Annotated in this window: 27 protein-coding genes; 25 read left to right on the top strand and 2 right to left on the bottom strand. The window is 67.9% G+C overall.

The features are described from left to right. Window positions 1-312 precede the first annotated feature (312 nt). Complete coding sequence (locus tag CU254_RS14890) at window positions 313-1,110, top strand: helix-turn-helix transcriptional regulator (RefSeq protein ID WP_037713695.1); 798 nt, start codon at window positions 313-315, stop codon at window positions 1,108-1,110. A gap of 110 nt (window positions 1,111-1,220) precedes the next feature. Then, entirely contained in the window at window positions 1,221-2,672 is a 1,452-nt protein-coding gene (locus CU254_RS14885; RefSeq protein ID WP_050788187.1) for a recombinase family protein, read from the top strand. 139 nt (window positions 2,673-2,811) lie between these two features. Here the strand turns inward: CU254_RS14885 and CU254_RS14880 are convergent, their stop codons facing one another. Beyond that, window positions 2,812-5,328 carry an MFS transporter gene (locus CU254_RS14880; RefSeq protein WP_009077007.1) on the bottom strand — a complete coding sequence of 839 codons (2,517 nt, stop codon included), beginning with the start codon at window positions 5,326-5,328 and terminating at the stop codon, window positions 2,812-2,814. 127 nt (window positions 5,329-5,455) lie between these two features. Further along, window positions 5,456-5,992, bottom strand: coding sequence for a hypothetical protein (locus tag CU254_RS14875; protein ID WP_009077004.1), 537 nt, complete (start codon window positions 5,990-5,992; stop codon window positions 5,456-5,458). A gap of 136 nt (window positions 5,993-6,128) precedes the next feature. On the opposite strand from CU254_RS14875, the gene CU254_RS14870 reads away from it, so the two are divergent. The 23 genes from CU254_RS14870 to CU254_RS14770 all read left to right on the top strand — a co-directional run bounded on the left by CU254_RS14870 (window position 6,129) and on the right by CU254_RS14770 (window position 17,539). Next, on the top strand, window positions 6,129-6,380 hold the full coding sequence (locus CU254_RS14870; protein WP_158688034.1) for a helix-turn-helix domain-containing protein: 252 nt from the start codon (window positions 6,129-6,131) through the stop codon (window positions 6,378-6,380). Between the two features lie 180 nt (window positions 6,381-6,560). Then, complete coding sequence (locus CU254_RS14865; protein WP_199785909.1) at window positions 6,561-7,322, top strand: phage antirepressor KilAC domain-containing protein; 762 nt, start codon at window positions 6,561-6,563, stop codon at window positions 7,320-7,322. Between the two features lie 8 nt (window positions 7,323-7,330). Continuing rightward, window positions 7,331-7,627 carry a hypothetical protein gene (locus tag CU254_RS43035; protein ID WP_158688033.1) on the top strand — a complete coding sequence of 99 codons (297 nt, stop codon included), beginning with the start codon at window positions 7,331-7,333 and terminating at the stop codon, window positions 7,625-7,627. A 776-nt stretch (window positions 7,628-8,403) separates the two neighbouring features. Then, window positions 8,404-8,607 carry a hypothetical protein gene (locus CU254_RS14860; protein WP_037713690.1) on the top strand — a complete coding sequence of 68 codons (204 nt, stop codon included), beginning with the start codon at window positions 8,404-8,406 and terminating at the stop codon, window positions 8,605-8,607. Then, window positions 8,604-8,822, top strand: coding sequence for a hypothetical protein (locus CU254_RS14855; RefSeq protein ID WP_037713688.1), 219 nt, complete (start codon window positions 8,604-8,606; stop codon window positions 8,820-8,822). The genes CU254_RS14860 and CU254_RS14855 overlap by 4 nt, the downstream gene beginning before the upstream one ends. Then, window positions 8,819-9,232 (top strand): hypothetical protein, encoded by a 414-nt coding sequence (locus tag CU254_RS14850; RefSeq protein WP_050788184.1) that lies wholly within the window; start codon window positions 8,819-8,821, stop codon window positions 9,230-9,232. The genes CU254_RS14855 and CU254_RS14850 overlap by 4 nt, the downstream gene beginning before the upstream one ends. After that, window positions 9,229-9,984, top strand: a complete 756-nt coding sequence (locus CU254_RS14845; protein ID WP_050788183.1) for a hypothetical protein — start codon at window positions 9,229-9,231, stop codon at window positions 9,982-9,984. Before CU254_RS14850 ends, CU254_RS14845 begins: the two co-directional genes overlap by 4 nt. After that, window positions 9,984-10,607 (top strand): ERF family protein, encoded by a 624-nt coding sequence (locus tag CU254_RS14840; protein WP_009076984.1) that lies wholly within the window; start codon window positions 9,984-9,986, stop codon window positions 10,605-10,607. Before CU254_RS14845 ends, CU254_RS14840 begins: the two co-directional genes overlap by 1 nt. Then, the gene (locus CU254_RS43640; RefSeq protein WP_050788182.1) at window positions 10,604-11,023 is read left to right on the top strand and encodes a hypothetical protein; all 420 of its coding nucleotides are present in this window, start codon (window positions 10,604-10,606) and stop codon (window positions 11,021-11,023) included. The genes CU254_RS14840 and CU254_RS43640 overlap by 4 nt, the downstream gene beginning before the upstream one ends. Continuing rightward, the gene (locus CU254_RS14830) at window positions 11,020-11,406 is read left to right on the top strand and encodes a hypothetical protein (protein ID WP_009076981.1); all 387 of its coding nucleotides are present in this window, start codon (window positions 11,020-11,022) and stop codon (window positions 11,404-11,406) included. The genes CU254_RS43640 and CU254_RS14830 overlap by 4 nt, the downstream gene beginning before the upstream one ends. Window positions 11,407-11,414: 8 nt before the next feature. Beyond that, on the top strand, window positions 11,415-11,627 hold the full coding sequence (locus CU254_RS14825) for a hypothetical protein (protein ID WP_158688032.1): 213 nt from the start codon (window positions 11,415-11,417) through the stop codon (window positions 11,625-11,627). Further along, entirely contained in the window at window positions 11,624-11,887 is a 264-nt protein-coding gene (locus CU254_RS14820; protein ID WP_037713681.1) for a hypothetical protein, read from the top strand. The genes CU254_RS14825 and CU254_RS14820 overlap by 4 nt, the downstream gene beginning before the upstream one ends. Next, complete coding sequence (locus CU254_RS14815; RefSeq protein ID WP_037713679.1) at window positions 11,884-12,123, top strand: hypothetical protein; 240 nt, start codon at window positions 11,884-11,886, stop codon at window positions 12,121-12,123. Before CU254_RS14820 ends, CU254_RS14815 begins: the two co-directional genes overlap by 4 nt. After that, on the top strand, window positions 12,120-12,404 hold the full coding sequence (locus tag CU254_RS44925) for a DUF6011 domain-containing protein (protein ID WP_009076975.1): 285 nt from the start codon (window positions 12,120-12,122) through the stop codon (window positions 12,402-12,404). Before CU254_RS14815 ends, CU254_RS44925 begins: the two co-directional genes overlap by 4 nt. Further along, on the top strand, window positions 12,401-12,715 hold the full coding sequence (locus tag CU254_RS14810; RefSeq protein WP_009076973.1) for a hypothetical protein: 315 nt from the start codon (window positions 12,401-12,403) through the stop codon (window positions 12,713-12,715). The genes CU254_RS44925 and CU254_RS14810 overlap by 4 nt, the downstream gene beginning before the upstream one ends. 114 nt (window positions 12,716-12,829) lie before the next feature. Continuing rightward, window positions 12,830-13,660 carry a helix-turn-helix domain-containing protein gene (locus CU254_RS14805; RefSeq protein WP_158688031.1) on the top strand — a complete coding sequence of 277 codons (831 nt, stop codon included), beginning with the start codon at window positions 12,830-12,832 and terminating at the stop codon, window positions 13,658-13,660. Continuing rightward, window positions 13,657-13,866, top strand: coding sequence for a hypothetical protein (locus tag CU254_RS14800; RefSeq protein WP_009076969.1), 210 nt, complete (start codon window positions 13,657-13,659; stop codon window positions 13,864-13,866). Before CU254_RS14805 ends, CU254_RS14800 begins: the two co-directional genes overlap by 4 nt. Continuing rightward, complete coding sequence (locus tag CU254_RS14795) at window positions 13,859-15,121, top strand: hypothetical protein (RefSeq protein WP_037713678.1); 1,263 nt, start codon at window positions 13,859-13,861, stop codon at window positions 15,119-15,121. The genes CU254_RS14800 and CU254_RS14795 overlap by 8 nt, the downstream gene beginning before the upstream one ends. Beyond that, window positions 15,118-15,975: a DNA adenine methylase gene (locus tag CU254_RS14790; RefSeq protein WP_009076966.1), complete on the top strand. Its 858-nt coding sequence runs from the start codon at window positions 15,118-15,120 to the stop codon at window positions 15,973-15,975. The genes CU254_RS14795 and CU254_RS14790 overlap by 4 nt, the downstream gene beginning before the upstream one ends. Beyond that, window positions 15,972-16,505, top strand: coding sequence for a hypothetical protein (locus CU254_RS14785; RefSeq protein WP_009076964.1), 534 nt, complete (start codon window positions 15,972-15,974; stop codon window positions 16,503-16,505). The genes CU254_RS14790 and CU254_RS14785 overlap by 4 nt, the downstream gene beginning before the upstream one ends. Continuing rightward, window positions 16,498-16,734: a hypothetical protein gene (locus CU254_RS14780; RefSeq protein WP_009076963.1), complete on the top strand. Its 237-nt coding sequence runs from the start codon at window positions 16,498-16,500 to the stop codon at window positions 16,732-16,734. The genes CU254_RS14785 and CU254_RS14780 overlap by 8 nt, the downstream gene beginning before the upstream one ends. A gap of 11 nt (window positions 16,735-16,745) precedes the next feature. After that, window positions 16,746-17,018 (top strand): hypothetical protein, encoded by a 273-nt coding sequence (locus CU254_RS14775; protein WP_009076961.1) that lies wholly within the window; start codon window positions 16,746-16,748, stop codon window positions 17,016-17,018. Beyond that, the gene (locus tag CU254_RS14770) at window positions 17,015-17,539 is read left to right on the top strand and encodes a hypothetical protein (protein ID WP_009076960.1); all 525 of its coding nucleotides are present in this window, start codon (window positions 17,015-17,017) and stop codon (window positions 17,537-17,539) included. Before CU254_RS14775 ends, CU254_RS14770 begins: the two co-directional genes overlap by 4 nt. The last annotated feature ends 10 nt before the right edge of the window (window positions 17,540-17,549 follow it).

Raw genomic sequence — 17,549 nt, 5'->3', positions numbered from 1 at the left:
ACGCGACCAAGCCAGTTCGTTCGCGATCCTGCTGCCCAGCGGCGGAGAAATCTTGCGCCTCAACGGAACCGTCACCGCTGCCGGCGGCCGCGAAACGGCGGCAGCTGATTTCCTGGCCCGCTCCCCGTCCTCACGGTACGTGCTGTCCTGTGCCCGCGGTCCGATGTGGCCGTCGATCTGGTAACCGTTGACGCCCGGACCTTCCTCGATTCCGGATCCGCGCTCGTCTCGTCCACCGCCCGCGCGCGGCCGACGCCCGGGAATTGTCGGTCCCCCGATTTACCATGGCGGCACATCCGAGGAGGTGTGCACATGCGGGACGCCGTGCTCGAGGCGGCGAGGTTCCTGGCCGCCGGACGCACCCGGCAGCTCACGCTCGAGGACGTGGCCGACCACGTCCGGTACAGCCCGTTCCACCTGGCGCGCGCGTTCGAGCGGGAGATCGGCCTGCCTCCGGGGAAATTCCTTGCCGCACAACGCTTCCAGCTCGCCAAGGAGTTGCTGCTGGACACCGGCGAGAAAGTGGTCGACATCTGCCACGAGGTCGGGTTCTCCGCGCCGGGCACGTTCACCACGCGGTTCACCGCGGCGGTCGGCGTGAGCCCGCACCGGTTCCGGCTGCTGCCGAGCCTGCTCGCCGAGCATCCGCCGGAACCGGTGCGGGTGGCGGGACCGGACTGCGCGGGCGGGGCGGTCACCGGGCGCGCGCTGCTGAGCCCGGCCGCGGTCGCCGCGCTCGGCAGGGATCCGGCGGTGTACGTCGGGCTGTTCGCCGCGACGTCGGCGCGCGGCGTCCCCGTGAGCGGTTCCCTGCTCGGGCCGGACCTGGAGTACGCGCTCGTCGGCGTGCCCCCGGGCACTTACCGGCTGCTGGCCTGCGCGCTGCCCTCGGCCGCCGGTCCGCGCGCGCAGCTCGCGCCGAGTGTGCAGGCGGTCGGCTCGGCCGCCCGGCCGGTGCGGATCCGGGCCGGGCCGGAGCCGCTGCGCCAGGACGTCCGGTTGGAGGTCGCGCCCTCGTGGTCGCCTCCGGTGCTCGTCGCGCTGCCGCCGCTGGCGTCGGCGGGAGCGCAAGAATGGAGAGGCGGCGCGCGGCTGGCGAGGTTAGGTTAGACCAGGTCACAGGGCCGTTGTCAGGGAGAAAGCATGCCTGGAGTTCGAGTATTGGTCGGCACGCGCAAGGGCGCTTGTCGTCAAGCCGCACTCTAAGGCAGACTCGTCACGTGACCCCGTATATCGCCCTCTACCTGCGCATATCCATTTCGAGCCCCGACTCGATCGAGGATCAAGACATGCAAGGGCGCGAGTACTGCGCCCGAGTCTGGCCGGGCGTGCCGATCGTCGTTTTCGCAGAGGACGGGTTCAGCGGCGAGAAAGAAGACGTGATCCGACCGGAGTACGACAGGCTGCGAGCCGCAGTAGGGCGACGCGAGGTCGCGCAGATCTGGTGTGCCGAGCAGGGGCGGCTTGAGCGCAACCCTGTTCGCTGGTTTCAGCTGGCGCAGGAGCTGGTCTCAGGCGGCATAACCGAACTTCACACGCGCCGTGAGGGGATTGTGCACGTCGATTCCGAGGTCGCGGACATCCGCGCTGTGTTCAACGCCCGGGAGGTTCGCAAGCTGCGCCAGCGGGTGAACGACAAGCTCGCGACGAACGCGGCCCGCGGCAACGCGCCGGCAGCGCTGCCCTTCGGCTACCGGCGCGAGGGCAAAACATTCGAGATCGTGCCCGAGCAGGCGGCCGAGATTCGACAGGCGGCCGAGCGTGTGCTTGCCGGATGGTCGATGAAGAGCATCGCGCTCGACATGCGCACTCGGAACGTAGGCAGTGCGCGGGGCGGCACGATCACGGGGGCGACCGTGAAGGCCTTCCTCACGACACCGGCGATTGCCGGGTTGCGTGTCTACCGGGGCGAGGTTGTCGGCCAGGGCAACTGGAAAGAAATCCTCGACGTGCCAACGTGGCGCACAGTATGCGCGAAGCTGTCGCGGCCCCGCCGAGTGGCGGGTGCCCGCGGCCCCTACGAGGTGAGCGAAGCGTGCCTGACCGGCTCCACCGGCCGTAAGTATTTGTTGACAGGAGGCCTGATTGTCTGCGGCGTTTGCAACGCACCTCTGATTGGGTCCATGAAGACGGTCAAGCCGGTGCCGGGCAAGCCGCCGCGCGAGCCGAAGCCTTACTTCTTCTGCCACAATGTCAAGGGCGGCAGAGGATGTGTTGCCGCGGTCATGGCGGGCGTCGATGAGTACGTACTCGATCAACTATGGGAGAAGTTGGACAGTACGGATTTTCTCAGGAATCTCGGCGGCGACGATCACGCGGAGCAGCGGGACCAGCTGACGCGAGCACTGTCCGATCTTGACAGTGCGCGCCTTGAGCTGGCCGCCGAGTGGGCGACGCCCGGTGCGCTGACGATGAGCGAATGGCGGGAGGCACGTACAGCGCTCGATGCTCAGAAGCGAAACCTCATGAGTGACCTTGCCGCGCTGCCCGCTCCGCGCGCGGCCCTGCCCAACATCGCGCTTACACGCGAAGCGTGGCCAAAGATGACGCTCGACGAACGGCGGGGGTTTGTCCGGATGTTCGTCGAGCGCGTCGTCTTGTATCGCGCGATCTTGAGGGGCAGTAAGGTTTTCGACGATCGTCGCGTCGATATCGAGTGGCGGCGGCGCTAGCGCACCCCCCCACCGGCTGATGCTGGCGTTGCCTTTCGAATACGTCCGAAAGAGCAAGCCCTCCCAAGCCATCTCTGAGCAGGCGGCAATGCGACCCGACCGCCCACGGCAGTTGGCTCGGTTCTGACAGGACGCGCGGTCAGTTGTAGTTGCGGAGTTCGCGTTGGAGCGCGGCGATGGCTTGTTGCCCTGCGCGGTTGCGTTCGGCGGCAATGAGCAGGTCGTCAAGGCTGTGGCCCTCGTCGGAGGAGCCAGCGACTCCCACGCAGACCTCGAGGTTTTCCGAGATGTCCCGGACTGCGTCTGCGACTCGGTCACCGACGCGTGCTGCGTCGTCGGTCTTCGTTTCGGGCAACAGCATGACGAACTCGTTTCCGCCGAGCCGGGTCACCAGGTCGGGTGCTCGCACCTCGCTCCTCACCGCATCGGCCACCGCGAGCATCAGGACGTCCCCGGCCTCGTTCGTTCCGCAATCGATATCGACTGTCACGATGGCTGTTGCCCCGGCGTGGCGTTCGGCGTTGGCGAGCGCTCGGGTGGCCGCCCGGTGCCAGCTTGGCAGGGTAAGCAAGCCGGTATCGGGATCGAGCGCGGTCGCTTCTTCTATTTGCCGCAGCACGCTGCTGCGGTGAACGAAATAGACCATGATGGGAATCGCGACGAGCGCTAACGGCAGCCGGAGGGTAAATCCGGCCGTCATGACCCCCAGCACCAGCGTCGCGATTTCCTGCAAGTTGTCGGTCCAATTCGCGACCAGGTCACGCAGCGGCGCGCGGCCGGTGTCGATGACGATCGCGATGGCGACCAGCACAAGGCTGACGCCCCAGAACGCGAGGACTGCGAGCAGCAGCTCCAGGGCGTCAAGCGGCCTCGTCAGGGCCAGGAGCGCGCCGGGAGGCTCGGAAAGGACCACAGCGGCGGCCAGGGTGGAGAGGATCATCACTGCGCCGTTGAATGTGGTGCGATACAGGGCCGCCCCGGACACTGATCGTGTGGTCCGCAGCCAGAGGTGACCGTAGAGGAGGACGGCGCAGACGCTGCCCAGAACGGGTGTTGTGGCCAGGGTGACGGCGAAGATCCAGACAGATGCCATGTTGAAGTGCGGTGCACCTGCGAGCATCCGACGTGTGGTTTCGGCGCGTCGGCCGACCTCCGCGACGCACAGACCAAGACCGGTCAGCATGGCCGCGTTGGTCAGCGCCTCGTGCGAAATGTGTGTGTTGATGGCGGTCGCCGCAGTTGCGGCGACCGCGGCGACATCGACGGCGACTATGAAAGCACGGGCCCGTGCGGACAGTTCCCAGAATCGCCATCGGGCGATTGCGGAGCGTAATCCACGCGCTGATACGGTGTCGTGCACCTCAGCACTCCCTGTAGCCTGGTCGCGGTTGGAATCGGGTTCTCCGGAGGAGGTGCGTCCGGTGCGCGGTCGTGAGTGGTGACGCTGTGGACGAGGCGCGCTCTCGCCACGGCGGGAGCGCGCCAGTTTCCACGCGCAGCCTGCCGCAATCGCGAGCGCGCCTGCGATCGCCGACGTGGCAGCTATAGCGCGGGCTGGCCCGATCCCCGCAGCTGCGACTCCCCCGAGAGCCACGGCTCCGCCCTGTGCGCAGGACATCAGCGCGGACATGCGTCCAGATGCACGGCCGAGCTGGAAATCTGGCACAGTCTGCACCACGATGGCCTGGAGCTGGACAAGGCAAACGGTCGCCAGCATACCGGAAATGCTGACGATCAGGAGTGCGACCGGGAGGCGCGGCGCAGGCCACAGGAATATGAGGGCGAATGCTCCGGCTGCCGCGAACCATGACGCTGTGAGCATTGTCGCGGGCCGGGCGAATCGAGTCGAAATCCACGCCCCGACCACACTACCTACGGGGTCCGCAGCCATCAGGAGCCCGACTCCAAGCGCACCTGAACCAATTTGATGACCGAATGGAGCGGCGAGCCCTTCAGGTATCACCGAGAATCCAAGGAGCACCACGAGAAAATAGAGCCATGTCATCCCGGATAACCTGCTGGCCGTCCGGCCGCTATTCGGCGAAACAGGAGAAGCGGTTGGCGTCGGGCGCGACTTAACGCCAACCACCACAAGCACGGCGCTCGTCAAGAACGTAGCCGCATTGATTACCATGGCGATACTAGGCCCAACGAAACCCAGTAGCACGCCTCCGCCTGCGAACCCAACCAACTGCGCCGTCTGCACTGTCGCTTGGCGGACAGCGATTCCGGCCGGGTACAGCCGATCCCCCAGGACCGCGGGGAGCAAGGCACTCTGCGCCGCCTTGAACGGGCCACTGGCCACGCTGAGAAGGGCGACGCATGCCCACAACACTGGCAGAGCGACATTCGGGATCGCCATCGTGGCGGCCAGCGCAGCGCGGACAAGATCGGTTGTGATCAACACCGCACGCCTGGGGTACCGGTCGGCGAGGCCAGACAGCAATAGGCCGCCGACCAGGGCCGGAGCATAGGTCAAGGCGTAGGTAAGACCGGTGAGTACGGCGCTGCCCGTCTGAGTGAAAACCAGCAACGACAACGCTATTCGCGCAACCTGGTCCCCGAGTTGAGACAAAACCTCGGCCGCCCACAGCGTCCGGAATTCGCGAACGCGAAGCGGCGCTATCAACCCCGCCACGCTGCCCGGCCGACTCATTCGTCCCCCATGTCCTTCGAAGCACCCGCGCGCAGTCCTCAGGAGCGCTACGGACTCCGAGTGTCCCTCTCGTCACTGTACGTGCGATCTGAGCGAACCTCCACAACATCACCCATGCATGGGGCATCTAACGTCGGTCAGGTGCGCCGTTTTCGGCCACATCCGCCGCATCTTGCTCACGCGCCGCCACGGCCTGCTTCTTCACGTTCAGTGCCGCCAGCAGAAACTGAAGCTCCATCTCGGACCCAAACTGCCGACCGAGCGAACGGCCTACCTCGGTAATGTCCGATACTGACATCCCCGCTACCTGCGACCTCATGTCGGCCGGCCATTCCTGCGGCGGATCCTTCGCCACGATGAGAAATAGCCTCATCTTCGTGTCACCGCTCGGCGTCGTGGCCGGGTTAGGCTCGCCGGCCTCGGAGTCGTCCGCGTTCGAGCGCGACACGCGCTGAAGGCGGTTCCATGTGTCTCCGCGCGGCCGCTCAAGGAATACGTCGAAACGCGCAGCTACGTCTTCGGTGATTGGCACCTTCCCTTGCCGAATCCGAAGGAGGTGTTGAGGAGTGATGTTCAGTTCGCGCGCGACGTGCGTCCACTTCAGGTAGCGGTCCATGCGCTTGTTGCCGAGGTCCTCGATCAGCTGGGCATGGAAGTCGTCCATCACTGCCCCCCTAGTTGACACATAGCAACACGTTACAACACACGCAGCTCCTCACGTGACTGCAGGAGTGAACACTTCACAGCGCATGCTCAGTTTGGTGTTGCTATGTGTTGCTTTGTGTCGTAAAGTTCACTCCATGCCACGCATGCAAACTCTCGATTTGCCGTTTAGCGGTCGCCTGCTTCGCGCCCAGCGGCAGCGCCAGGGGATGTACCAACAGGACCTCGCCAACCGATGTGCCGCGTTAGGGCGGCCCATTGACCGGAGCCAGATTTCACGGTTCGAACGCGACGAGCGTCGCCCGAACCCTAGAGACTTAAAAGCAATCGTCGAAGCGCTCGGAATCGATGTAGATGCGCTTTTGGATGAGAATCAGGCTGTCGCATGACTCGGCAGCGGGATGAACTCTGCCAGCCAGACGGAAAGCCTGACCGAGACCTCGCGATTCATGATGTGGCAACACTCGCCCGCGCCGCACGCATTATTCGTACCGCGCTTGCCCGGCAGGCAGCCAGCGAAAATGCCGCGCCCGGACGCGAACCTGCTTGCCGCCTCCAAGGAGATCGCGGTGTCTGAGTTGGACATCTTCACGGCTGCTGGTGACGGTTTGGTGGTCGAGCATTTTGGGCTGGCTGAGGACGGCCGGGCGTATGTGGTGGCTGGTCCGTTCGCGAAGGCGATGGGCTACCGGCAGACCAAGAACGCGCTCGACAGCTTGGACGCCGACGAAAAGGGTTTCGCCGAGACCGAAACCCCTGGCGGTCGCCAGCGGGTCGCCGTCATCTTCGAGGACGGGATCTGGGAACTGATCTTCCGTTCGACGTTGCCGTCGGCGAAGGCGTTGAAGTCGCGGGTGAAGGCGATTCTGCGGCAGCTGCGGGAGACGGGGGTGGTCGATACCCGTGCGCAGCGGTTCGAGATCCCGCGGTCTTATGCGGAGGCGTTGGAGCTGGCGGCGAAGCAGACGCGGGAGCTGGAGGCCGCGGAGCAGCGTGTTGCGGAGCTGGAGCCGAAAGCGGATCTGGCGGACACGTTCCTGGTCGCGGACGGCAGCACGCGTTTGGTGCGTGAGGTGGCGAAGCTGCTGGGGATGCGGGAGGGCGAGCTGCGCCGGTTCCTGGTGAACGAGGGGTTGATCTACTCGAAGCACGCTGTGTGCGGCGTCGTCTCCTACGACTTCTACGCGCAGTACGCGCACCACTTCGTCGCGAAGGAACACGTCGTCGAGCACGTCTTCGGGACGTGTTCGCACTACACGCTGCGGGTGACCGCGCGCGGCATCGAGCTGATCAAGGCCCGGCTGGCCAAGACGCGCCGCCCGGCCGCGTGAGGGGAGGAATGACGGTGACGTCAAGGGAACGGGCGGTCGCGTGGGTCTTCGGCGCGGCGTTCGCGGGCAGTTTCGTCGCGGGGCTGGTGCTGGGCGATCCGTGGAGGACGGTCATCACCTGGGTCTATCTGGGGGTGAGCGTCGCGTCCGCCTGCGGCGCTTTCTGCTACGCCGTCGGCACGGGCAAGGCGCGCAAGCGCGCTGATGCGGCCCTCGCGCGGGCGTCGGCGGTCGATGCCCGGACTAGACCGGATAGTTCTGCCGCTGAGGTTCGTCGCTCAGATCAGGCTGGTGGTGCCAGATGATGTCCACGGAGCCGGCGGTGTCGCCGGGACGGTGGACGAGCAGGAATTCCGTAGTGTGGCGGTCGGGGAACTCGTTGCCCACGGACCAGTTGCGAACTTCCACGGTCCCCGCGTCGATCCTGACGCCGAATGCCGACTCGGTTCCGCGTTCCTCAACACGTACCGATGTTTGCTTGCTTGATTCAGCTCCCAGCGGACGCGGTTGCGCATCGCTTCAGCTTTCTCGTCGGCGCGGCGGTCTCGCTCGATGCTGACCGTTTCGGCCGCCGCGGTGGCCGAGACCACTGCCGTTCTCTCGGAACGTTCAGCCGATCCTGCTGACCGTTCCGAGGCTTCCGCCGACCGATCCGCGGCCTTTTTCTGACCGCGCGCATACCACAGCGAACCGGTCGACACGAGCAGCGCGGCGGCCGCGACAACAAGAGACGCGATGTCCATGGCGGCATCCAAGCAGCCGGTGTCTGGGCCCGGCAAGAAATCAGGACCCGTTCCGGTGCCGTGCCGGGCTCCGGAACGGGCTCGACCACAGGAGGAGTGATCTCCCATGATCGGAACACAGGATAGGGCGCCCGTGCGGGTGTGCGTGCCGCCGGAGTTGCTGCGGGGCGGGGTGTGGGTGTGATGGCCGCGCGCATCCGTGTGGTCGGCGACCGGCCGCCGGGCGAGTGCGGCGGGGCTGGTTCTTGTGTGCGGCGGGCTTGTGAGCTGGCGGGGTTCGGCGGGATCGTCGCCGTCACCGTGGTGGCTGCGGTGGCCGGTTTGGCCGGGTGCAAGCGATGAGCGCGGCGACCGAGGAGCTGTTCGACACGATCGACGCCTTGCGCAAGGAGAACAACGCCATCCGCGGTCGAGTCGCGTGCCTGGTCGGCTACTACGGCGAGGCGGCGGCGCGGTCCGGGAACCCGGAGCTGGCCGAGATCGTGCGGGGTCTGCGAAGCGTCCTGGACGGCAGGTGGGTCGAGCCGGGGAGCGGACAGTGAAGCGCTGCGCCGCCAGCGCGCTGCTAGTGATCACGCTCGCCGTGCTGGTGTACGTGGCTCCGGCGGCGCGCGCGGACGTCGACGGCTGCGTCCCGTCGGCGGAGTTCGCCGACGCCCGCACCGCCGCGAACGCGGCCACCTGGCAGGAGATGGGCGGCATCTACACCCGGTTCGTCGCGCAGCGCGGCACCGGAACGATCGGAGGAACCCTGTGAGCATCAACGAAACGACCTTCGCGGCCCGCGCGATCGCTGTTGCGAAGGAACTTCCCGCCTTCGACCACCTGCCGAAGCTGCGCGGCCTCATGGCCCTCAACGACGAGGTGTCCCTGTTCCTCGGCACGTCGTGGAAGCCTTGGGATGGCGTCGAGAAGCTGTCGCAGTGGGCGCATGCCTTCGGTGCCGACGTGACTGTCGGTCTCTCGTTCTACGGTGGCAGCGGCGAGGCGAAGACCACGTTCGTGCTCGGCGGCAGCGCGGTCAGCATCTCCGAGACGATCAGCACGGCGCACGCCTACGCGCTCGGTGCGCTGCTGCAGAAGCCGCTCGCCAAGGACAGCCCGATCACGCTGTCCGCCGCGAAGCTGCAGGAGCTGCTGCCCAAGCTCGCGGAGATGTCGGCGTGAGCGTCCAGTTCTTCGAGTCGTCGCACCGGTACAAGATCGACGGCCGGTGGGCGACCAGCGTGACCACCGCGTTGAAGGGCATCCCGAAGGACGGGGTGCTCACGCGGTGGGCCGCGAAAACCGTTGCCGCGCACGCGCTGGACAACATCTCGACCCTCGCGGAGAGCATCGAGAGCTTCGGGTACGGCCCGGCGTTGAAGATGCTCGCCGACGTTCCGAACGAGAAGCGGGACACGGCCGCGGTGCGCGGCACCGCCGTGCACGCGCTGGCCGAGCGGTACATCGCGGGCGAGGAGATCGAGGTCCCCGACGAGCTGATGCCGTACGTGCGCGGCTATGCGCAGTACATCGAGGACTGGAACCCGACCTCGCTGCACGAGGAAGCGATCGTCGCGTCCCGCACCCACTGGTACGCCGGGCGGCTCGACTCCATCCAGGACATCCCGGATCTCGGGGTGTGCTTGGTGGACTACAAGACCTCGAAGGGCGTCTACGGCGAGTACGCGCTGCAGTGCGCGGCCTACCGGGGCGCCGAGGTGATCGTGGTCGACGGCGTCGAGCAGCCGATGCCGGAGCTGGACCGGGTGCTGATCCTGCACATCCAGCCCGACACCTACGACCTGGTGCCGGTCGACGCCGGGCCCGCCGTGTTCGAGAAGTTCCTGACCGCCAAGGCGAACTACCTCGCCAACGTCCAGTCGGACAAGCTGCGGAAGCTGATCGGCGAACCTCTCGTGCGGGAGGTCGCGTGATGGCCGAGCAGAGCGAACTCACCCGGGCGCTGACCGAGCTGCAGGCCGCGCTCCCGTCGATCGGCAAAGACCAGAAAGCCACGGTCAAGTCCGACAAGGGCAGCTACACCTACAACTACGCCGACCTAGCGGACATCTCGGCCGCCGTGCTGCCGCTGCTGTCGAAGGTCGGCCTAGCCTGGACCACCCGCCCCACGGTCGAGGACGGCAAGTTCGTTATGCGGTACCAGCTGCGGCACGTCTCGGGAGAGATGCTGGAAGGCACCTATCCGCTGCCAGCTGCGTCGCGCCCGCAGGAGATCGGCTCCGCGATCACCTACGCCCGCCGGTACGCGCTGTGCGCGGTCACCGGCGTGGCCCCGGCGAACGACGACCAGGACGCCGCGCAGGTCGAGCGGGCGATGCAGTCCCGGGAGCGCACCGAGCGGGAGTTGAAGGACTCGATCTGGGCCGAGGCGAAGAACCGCGGCTGGATCGGCGAGGGCGACGACTTCTCGCAGCTGCAGGACGAGTTCGCGCAGTGGAACGGCGGGGGCGACATCACCGCCGCCGACGTCGAGGCGCTGAAAGGGTTCGCCGTTCATCTCCGGCCGAAGCAGACGATGCAGCGGGGGAGGAAATGAACTCGCCGGCGTGCTTGCACGCGTGGGTCACCGAGCGCCGCGGCGGCCGCCCGGTGCTGGCGTGCCAGCTGTGCGACCGGGTGATGTCCGAGCGGGAGTGCCGGGAGATCGTCGCGGCCCGCAGCGGCGGGGTGTGCGAGATCTGCGGGGAGCGGCCGGTGCAGTCGATGCACCACCGGCTCACCCGGAAGTTCGGTCCGTGGTCTCCGGCGAACATCGTCGCCCTCTGCGGGGACGGTGTCGCCGGTTGCCACGGCCGGGTCACCAACACCCGCACCCAGTACTACGACGACGGCTGGCTCATCCACTCCTGGGATCTCCGGACACCGGACGAGATCCCGTTCCTGCACTGGCAATGGGGCGCGGTGTGCCTCGACAACGCCGGTGACTACCACCAGAGAAAGGACGCGGCATGATCACGAGTCTCGACATGCTGCAGCACGTCGTCGAGCACGCCAAGCGGTGGCGGATCGGCGAGGCGTTCAAGCAGTTCGACGTCTCCGCGGAGCAGACGAACCTGACGTTGCGGGACCACGACCTCGACGGGTTCCTGGCGTGGGTGGCGCATCTCGACGGGCTGCAGATCGTGGCGTCGGCCAGCTACGCCCGGTCCTCGGGTTTGCTGCACGCGCAGGGCCGGTTGATGTCCGGGCACGTGCTGCACGTGTGGGTCACCAGCGACGGGGAGCGGATGCGCCGCGCCGAACTCGTCGGCAGCGTGCTGGCCGGGGAGGTCGAGGAGTACCTGCGCCACAACGTGGTCGGTCTCCCGGCCCTGGACCCGGTCGGTGCCGAGTGAGCGGCGAGTTGAGGACCCCGACCGAGCAGGGCCGCCAGTACCTGGACGGCCCGATCGAGAAGGGCAGCCAGGAAGAGATCGACGCGTGCGTGCGGCGGGTGAAGCTGGAGTCGCGCGACCAGGCCGAGGCCGTGATGTTCCTGCGACAGCTCGGCCTGATCGATCAGGACTTCGAGTGGGTCGCGACGTCCCGCAACCGGCGGAAGCGGGTGCCGAAATGAGTGCCCTCACCGGCGATCGCAACCTCGACACCCTCGTCGAGTCCGCGGGAAAGCTCGTGCGCGCGGTGCGCCGGGACGACTCGCTGATGGTCGACGCGATGCTCGCCGACGCGGAGATGGCCTACGGCGACCCACTGACCGGCGCCCGCGCGATGGTCGTGCTGCTCGCCGCGATGGTCCCGGCCGACCAGCCGACCGCGGAACTGCTGCTGTGGCGCGCGAACCCGCGTCAGCGGCTGCGCCCGGCGGCGGTCGCGTGACCGGCCGCGTGTTCCGCACGGGCGACCCGGAGCCGCCGAACAACGAGGTGCGGCAGGTGCGCGGAGCGTCCGGTGCCGTGTACGGGCGGAGCCCCGGCGGCCTGCACTGGTTCCTCCGAGGCGGCGGGGTGAGCCCTCTCCGGCACTGGCCGGTACTGCTCGCCCACGACGGCCCGCTGACCGCCGGGGCCGCGCCGCCGCAGCTGGTGCTGTTCGACCTGCCGGGGGCGTCATGACCGCGCCCGCGTGCAGGAGATGCCGTCGCCCGCTGCGCGACGAGGCGAGCAAGCAGCGCCGGTACGGGCCGGTGTGCTTCCGGCGCGAGTTCGGTCCGCCCGCACCGAAACCCCGCGGCGGCGCCACGCTTCCGGCCGCCGTACGGACCGTCGACCACCACCCGGCCGACCCCAACCAGATCCCGCTACCCCTGGAGGCAACCGTGCCCGCCGTCGATTCGGTGTCCGCACACGATGACCCCCGCCCCGTCGCCACCGTCCGGGAAGGACAGATCAGATGAGCGTCACCCTCAGCGGCAGCCTGCCCGCCGACGACCGCAACGGCATCGCGCGGATCGCGGCCGCGCTGGTCGACAATCCCGAGAGCGCGCATGTCATCGTCGCGCTGGTCGACTGCACGAAGATCACCACGAAAGTCGAGAGCGGCGACGTCGTGCCCACCGCGCGGATCCGCGCGATCGAAGGGTTCGAAGGCCACACCGCCGACGCGAAAGAGCTGCGCCGGCTGCTGCGCCGAGCGTACGAGCGCCGCACCGGGCGGGTGGAACTCCCGCTGGAGATGGAGAAAGCGTTCGACGACCTCGGTTCCTGATCCCGCGGTCCCGGTCGTTCCCGATACGGCCGGGGCCGCGCACCGCCTGCACGAGAACGAAAGGGGGCCATGGTGAGCCACGAAGCCGTGAGCTGGGCGCTCCACGATGCCCCGATGCCCGTGACCGAGAAGGGCAAGACCGACAGCACCGCGCGTCTGGTGCTGATCGAGCTGGCCGAGCACGCCGCGGTGGACGGCCGGAACAGTTTCCCTTCGGTGCTGCACATCCGTTACGCGACCGGGCTGGACGAGCGGACGATCCAGCGCGCCCTGCGGCGGTTGGAAGAGGCTGGCCTGGTCCAGCGGGACGGCGTGGCGCGCAACGGGTGCACGCGGTGGAAGCTGCATTTGTCGGTGACGCGTCCGAATACGGATTGGGTGTTCCTGGAGGCCGAGGCGGAGGAGGCGAAGCGGCGGCAGACGGCGGCGCGTGCGGCGCGTCGTGCGCGGTCGGCGGCCGCCGCTGTGTCCGGGACGCGGAATGCCGGACACGATCCCTTGTCCGGCACGGAGAATCCCGGACACGAGCGGTTGTCCGGGACGGAGAGTGCTGGACAAGCTACGGATGTCCGGGACGCAGAGTGCGTTGTCCGGGACGCAGAATCCCGGCGTCCGGCACTCTGCGTCCCGGCGTCCGGCACGCAGAATCCCGGCGTCCGGCACGGAACGCCACCCGAACCATCAGTTAACCCTCAGGAACCACCAGGAACCGTCACCGGGGGCCACGCTGCCCCCCGGACCCCCTTGCGACGAGACGACCCGCAAGCGGGCCGTCTCAACGATCAAGCGAACTCACCGTCCGAAGTGGACCCGTCCGAAACCGGTTTGGGAACGCAACCCACCACCGCGCGCGTGCGCTGTCTGCACGGCCTGTCCGCGCACACCGACCCCGCCACCGGAGAACCCACCTGCCCGCTTTGCCGACGAGCCCTGGAGGCGTCGTGAGCAACCTCGACCGCACCGGCGAGCCGATCGAGCCCGGCGAGCACCAGTGCGACAACGGGTTCCTCGACCGCGACGCCGATCCGCCGCTGCGCCCGTGCCTGATCTGCCGCCCGCAGCTGTCGCGCGACAACCGCCGCCGCGCGCTGCTCGATGCCGACCAGCTCCGCCAGGAGCCCCGAAACCCCGAAGGAGACCCGGATGCCTGAACAACCCGAGAACGCCAGCGAGCGGCCGAGCCAGCCCGGCGGAACGGCTAGCTTCGGCGAAATCGTCCGGGCCCTGACCGACGGATTCAACGCTGCCTCGATCGAGCTGGGCAGTGAGCTGCGGCAACTGCTGCGTGGCATGGGTTTGGTCGGACCGGACCTTTCCGCCAGCGAGCGGCCTAATGCGGGCGCGGAAACGGCACGCCGAGACGAGGGTCGGCACACCGCCAGGTACTCGCCGGACGAAGCGACCTACGACGAGCGCCGTGCCTATTCGCACGGCTACACCAACGGGCTCGACGCAGGGAGCGAGCTTCCCTACGACCACCCGCTGCTCGAAACCCAACGGCAGGACTGGGAGGCCGAAAGCGACGTCCGGCAGCGTGCCGCGTCGTGGTGGGAAGCAGCGAAGACGTACAACCGGGCGTGGAAGGGGCGGAAAGCGCTAGACGAGTCGCGCGAGTGGCTCCACCGCGAAACGCAGCGCCAGTGCGACGCGGTACAGCTGCACCTCGGCCCGCTCTACAACGACGACCACCATTCGTGGTCGGTTGAGACGCTGGCGCAGAAGGCCGCCGCCGACATCACGAGCGGCGTGAAGCGGGAAACCTCGATCGACTCAGGTTCCCTCGGTGCCATGGCGCGGATCATCGTGCGGGCTGGTGAGGTGGAGCGCGAACTCAAAGCCGAGCGCGCCTGCGCCGAGGCTGCGGAGGCGCAGCTGTCGGAGATGAACCGGATGATCGGCGAGGCCAACGACCGCGCGCTCCGGGCCCTGCGCGGGCGTGACGAGTCTGAAGATCAGCTCACTCAGGCGCACAACACGTTGCGCGAACGCACCATCGAGCGTGACGAGGCCCGAGCGAAGCTCGACCAGGTGCGCGCGGTGCTGGCTCGCTGGGACTCGACGACCGTCGCGGTCGACCTCCTCGACGAGATCGCCGATGCTGTTGCGTCCCCCGCGCCCGTCACGGACCGCGAGGAACCGGCGCGGGAGGTGGATCCGCTCGACGAGGTCGCGCGGGTCATCGGCGACGTAACCGGGCTCGGCGTCACCAAGGAGGCATGGGATCACCTGGCGGACACCGACGCTTCCGGCATCGCCCGGGCGCTCGCCGCGGCTGGTCTCCTCGCCCGCATCGAATACCGCGAGGCCCCGTCGCCCTGGGACTCCGTCGCCGACTCCTACCGCATCAGCGAAGACCACGAGGAACCGGCCGGCGAGACGAAGCCGGACGCAGAGGCCGACCGGTGAAGCCGCCGTTTGCTTACTTCGGCGGGAAGACGCGGCTGGCTGAGCAGATCGCGGCCGCGTTCCCGGCGCACGAGCACTACGTCGAGCCTTTCGGCGGATCCCTCGCCGTGTTGCTGGCCAAGCCGCGGAGTCGGATGGAAACCGTCAACGACATCGACGGCGACCTGATGACGTTCTGGAGGGTGCTGCGCGAGCAGCCTGAGGAGCTGGCAAGAGTCTGTGCGCTCACTCCGCACGCGCGCGCCGAGTTCCTCGAGGCCTACGCGGCAGGCCTCGAGGTCCCCGACGAAGTGGAACGTGCTCGCCGCGTGTGGGTGCGGCTGTCCCAGTCCCGTACTGGGACACTGCTGCGCACCGGGTGGCGTCACTACGTCGACCCGGCCGGTTCGAGCGCGTCCATGCCCGGATACCTTGCCGGATACGTCGACCGGATGGCCCCGGCGGCGGCACGCCTGGCCGGTGTTTCGCTCGAGTGTCAGCCTGCGCTGGAGCTGATCGCCCGTTACGGCCAGAGCCCGAACGTCATGCTCTACGTCGACCCGCCGTACCTCGGCAGCACCCGGTACTCCGGCGGCTACCGGCACGAGATGAAAACCGAGGTCGAGCACCGCGACCTCGCCGCTGTACTCCGCGCCTGCAAAGCCGCGGTCGTGCTGTCCGGCTACGACTCGCCGCTCTACGAAGAGCTGTACGCAGGTTGGCACGTGACCCGTATCGACACCATGACCGGGCAAGGCGGCACCCGGCAGGGACGCACCGAAGTGCTGTGGTCCAACCGAACCCCGGCACCAACCCTGTTCGACGAGGCGAGCTTCGATGCCGCACGCAAGGAAACCGAGGTGCAAGCCCAATGACCGACGCCGACACCCCGCGCGTGCCGAACTTCTGGTGGTGCCCGACGCATCACCTGTACAGGGGAGGCGACGAACGCCCGTGCGCCGACGCCGTCAAGCTCGGCGACGTCAAGGTACTGCGCAAGTTGCTGCAGCGTGCCGCGCGCCTGATCCAGGAAGCAGCCGAAGGTCTGGAGTCCGCAAACGCACCGGCCGATATGGAACGTGCGTGGCTCGCCGACTGGAGTGCGCTCGCCCTCCTCGACCGCGAGCCGGTCCGCGAGGAACCGAACTCCCAGCGAACTCCCAGTTCGCCCCAGACTGGGAGTTCAGCCCCGCGCACGCTGCTCGGCTGGACCGTGCCCGACCACGTGACAACTCGGGAAGACGAGGAAGACCTCAACCAGATCGTCCTCGAATGCTGGCAGTGCGATCCATGGCCGTACGCCATCATCAAACGTACCGATCACGAGGCAGTGCAGGACTTCCTCCGCAACCACGCTCACGGCCAGGTCGTCGAGCACCAGCCGGAGGAGGCCGACCGTGGCTGAGGACTGGCGAGACGACGTCGACGACGAATGGTTCGAGGACTGGGACGACGACCGGCCACCACCGAAGCTGGAGCCGGATTGCTACGCCTGCAACGACCACGGCTGCCGCTCGTGTGATCCGCCCCGTTGGCAGGTGTGGTGGTGGCAGAACGTCAGCCGCCGCGTCTCCAACGTCAAGCTCCGCCGCGCTGCCCGCCGCGGCGTCAACCCCGACGAACCGCCGTTTTGAGGAGGCTCACCATGCAGCAACCCTTGTGCAGCAACCGAGACGACGGCGAGTGCCCGAACTTCGCGCTCAACGGCACCCCGAACTGCCTGCAGCACACCGAAGAAACCGGGCTCTGGGACCCGGTCGACATCGGCTATCGGCCCGGCGGCCTGGCTTCCGTGCCGACACCGCTCCAGATGTTCGCGACTGCGCTTCGCGGCTTCGAGCAATCGCTCCGCTCCGCCACCGAAGCGGTCCGCCAGTTCGACACCGTCATCAAGCCAACGGGGGAGAGCCAACCATGACCGACGTTCTGAGCCTCCTGGACCACGTCGTCCACCGCACCGCCGTCACCCGCCACCCGGGCGCGATCGGCACGAAAACCGGGTACGCCAGCGCGCCCCCGATCGACCTCGACGCGCTCGAACTCCGCGACCAGCTCCGGTACGCCGCCGGCCGCGAATACCTCGACCTGGAGGAGGAAGCGCTGCACCTGATCGAACGACCGGCCCGTGTCCCGCTCGGGCTGTGCGCGTGCGGGAACCCGGTGCACTGCGAGTTCGACCGGGTTTCGGCCGAATGCCGGGAGTGCGGCGATTGGCTTTCCCGCGCGGACGCCGTCGCCGCGGCCCGCCGCTACGTCGAGAACACCTGGCTGCTGCCCGCCGACATCGAGCACGAGACCCGCGGCTGGGGCACGCCGGTGCGCGCGGCCCGCGTCCGGCTGTGGCGGCACCGCGGCCAGATCACCCCGGACGAGCACGGCCGCTACTGTCTCGCCGACGTCCTCGCCATACTCGACCTGCACGCCGCCCACGCAGCCTGAGGAGCGCCAC

This window comes from Amycolatopsis sp. AA4 (assembly GCF_002796545.1).
In the GTDB taxonomy this organism is placed as follows: Bacteria; Actinomycetota; Actinomycetes; order Mycobacteriales; family Pseudonocardiaceae; genus Amycolatopsis.
The sequence above is the reverse complement of the archived record's forward strand: the minus strand, read 5'-3'. Positions and strand labels throughout refer to the sequence as shown.

Coding starts and splice junctions, on each gene's coding strand:
- CU254_RS14875 (WP_009077004.1), bottom strand. CDS start 5,992: ATGGACGACTTCCATGCCCAGCTGATCGAGGACCTCGGCAACAAGCGC.
- CU254_RS14830 (WP_009076981.1), top strand. CDS start 11,020: ATGATCACGAGTCTCGACATGCTGCAGCACGTCGTCGAGCACGCCAAG.
- CU254_RS14805 (WP_158688031.1), top strand. CDS start 12,830: ATGCCCGTGACCGAGAAGGGCAAGACCGACAGCACCGCGCGTCTGGTG.
- CU254_RS14820 (WP_037713681.1), top strand. CDS start 11,624: ATGAGTGCCCTCACCGGCGATCGCAACCTCGACACCCTCGTCGAGTCC.
- CU254_RS43035 (WP_158688033.1), top strand. CDS start 7,331: ATGACGGTGACGTCAAGGGAACGGGCGGTCGCGTGGGTCTTCGGCGCG.
- CU254_RS14810 (WP_009076973.1), top strand. CDS start 12,401: ATGAGCGTCACCCTCAGCGGCAGCCTGCCCGCCGACGACCGCAACGGC.
- CU254_RS14775 (WP_009076961.1), top strand. CDS start 16,746: ATGCAGCAACCCTTGTGCAGCAACCGAGACGACGGCGAGTGCCCGAAC.
- CU254_RS43640 (WP_050788182.1), top strand. CDS start 10,604: ATGAACTCGCCGGCGTGCTTGCACGCGTGGGTCACCGAGCGCCGCGGC.
- CU254_RS14770 (WP_009076960.1), top strand. CDS start 17,015: ATGACCGACGTTCTGAGCCTCCTGGACCACGTCGTCCACCGCACCGCC.
- CU254_RS14785 (WP_009076964.1), top strand. CDS start 15,972: ATGACCGACGCCGACACCCCGCGCGTGCCGAACTTCTGGTGGTGCCCG.
- CU254_RS14860 (WP_037713690.1), top strand. CDS start 8,404: ATGAGCGCGGCGACCGAGGAGCTGTTCGACACGATCGACGCCTTGCGC.
- CU254_RS44925 (WP_009076975.1), top strand. CDS start 12,120: ATGACCGCGCCCGCGTGCAGGAGATGCCGTCGCCCGCTGCGCGACGAG.
- CU254_RS14795 (WP_037713678.1), top strand. CDS start 13,859: ATGCCTGAACAACCCGAGAACGCCAGCGAGCGGCCGAGCCAGCCCGGC.
- CU254_RS14870 (WP_158688034.1), top strand. CDS start 6,129: ATGCCACGCATGCAAACTCTCGATTTGCCGTTTAGCGGTCGCCTGCTT.
- CU254_RS14890 (WP_037713695.1), top strand. CDS start 313: ATGCGGGACGCCGTGCTCGAGGCGGCGAGGTTCCTGGCCGCCGGACGC.
- CU254_RS14880 (WP_009077007.1), bottom strand. CDS start 5,328: ATGAGTCGGCCGGGCAGCGTGGCGGGGTTGATAGCGCCGCTTCGCGTT.
- CU254_RS14840 (WP_009076984.1), top strand. CDS start 9,984: ATGGCCGAGCAGAGCGAACTCACCCGGGCGCTGACCGAGCTGCAGGCC.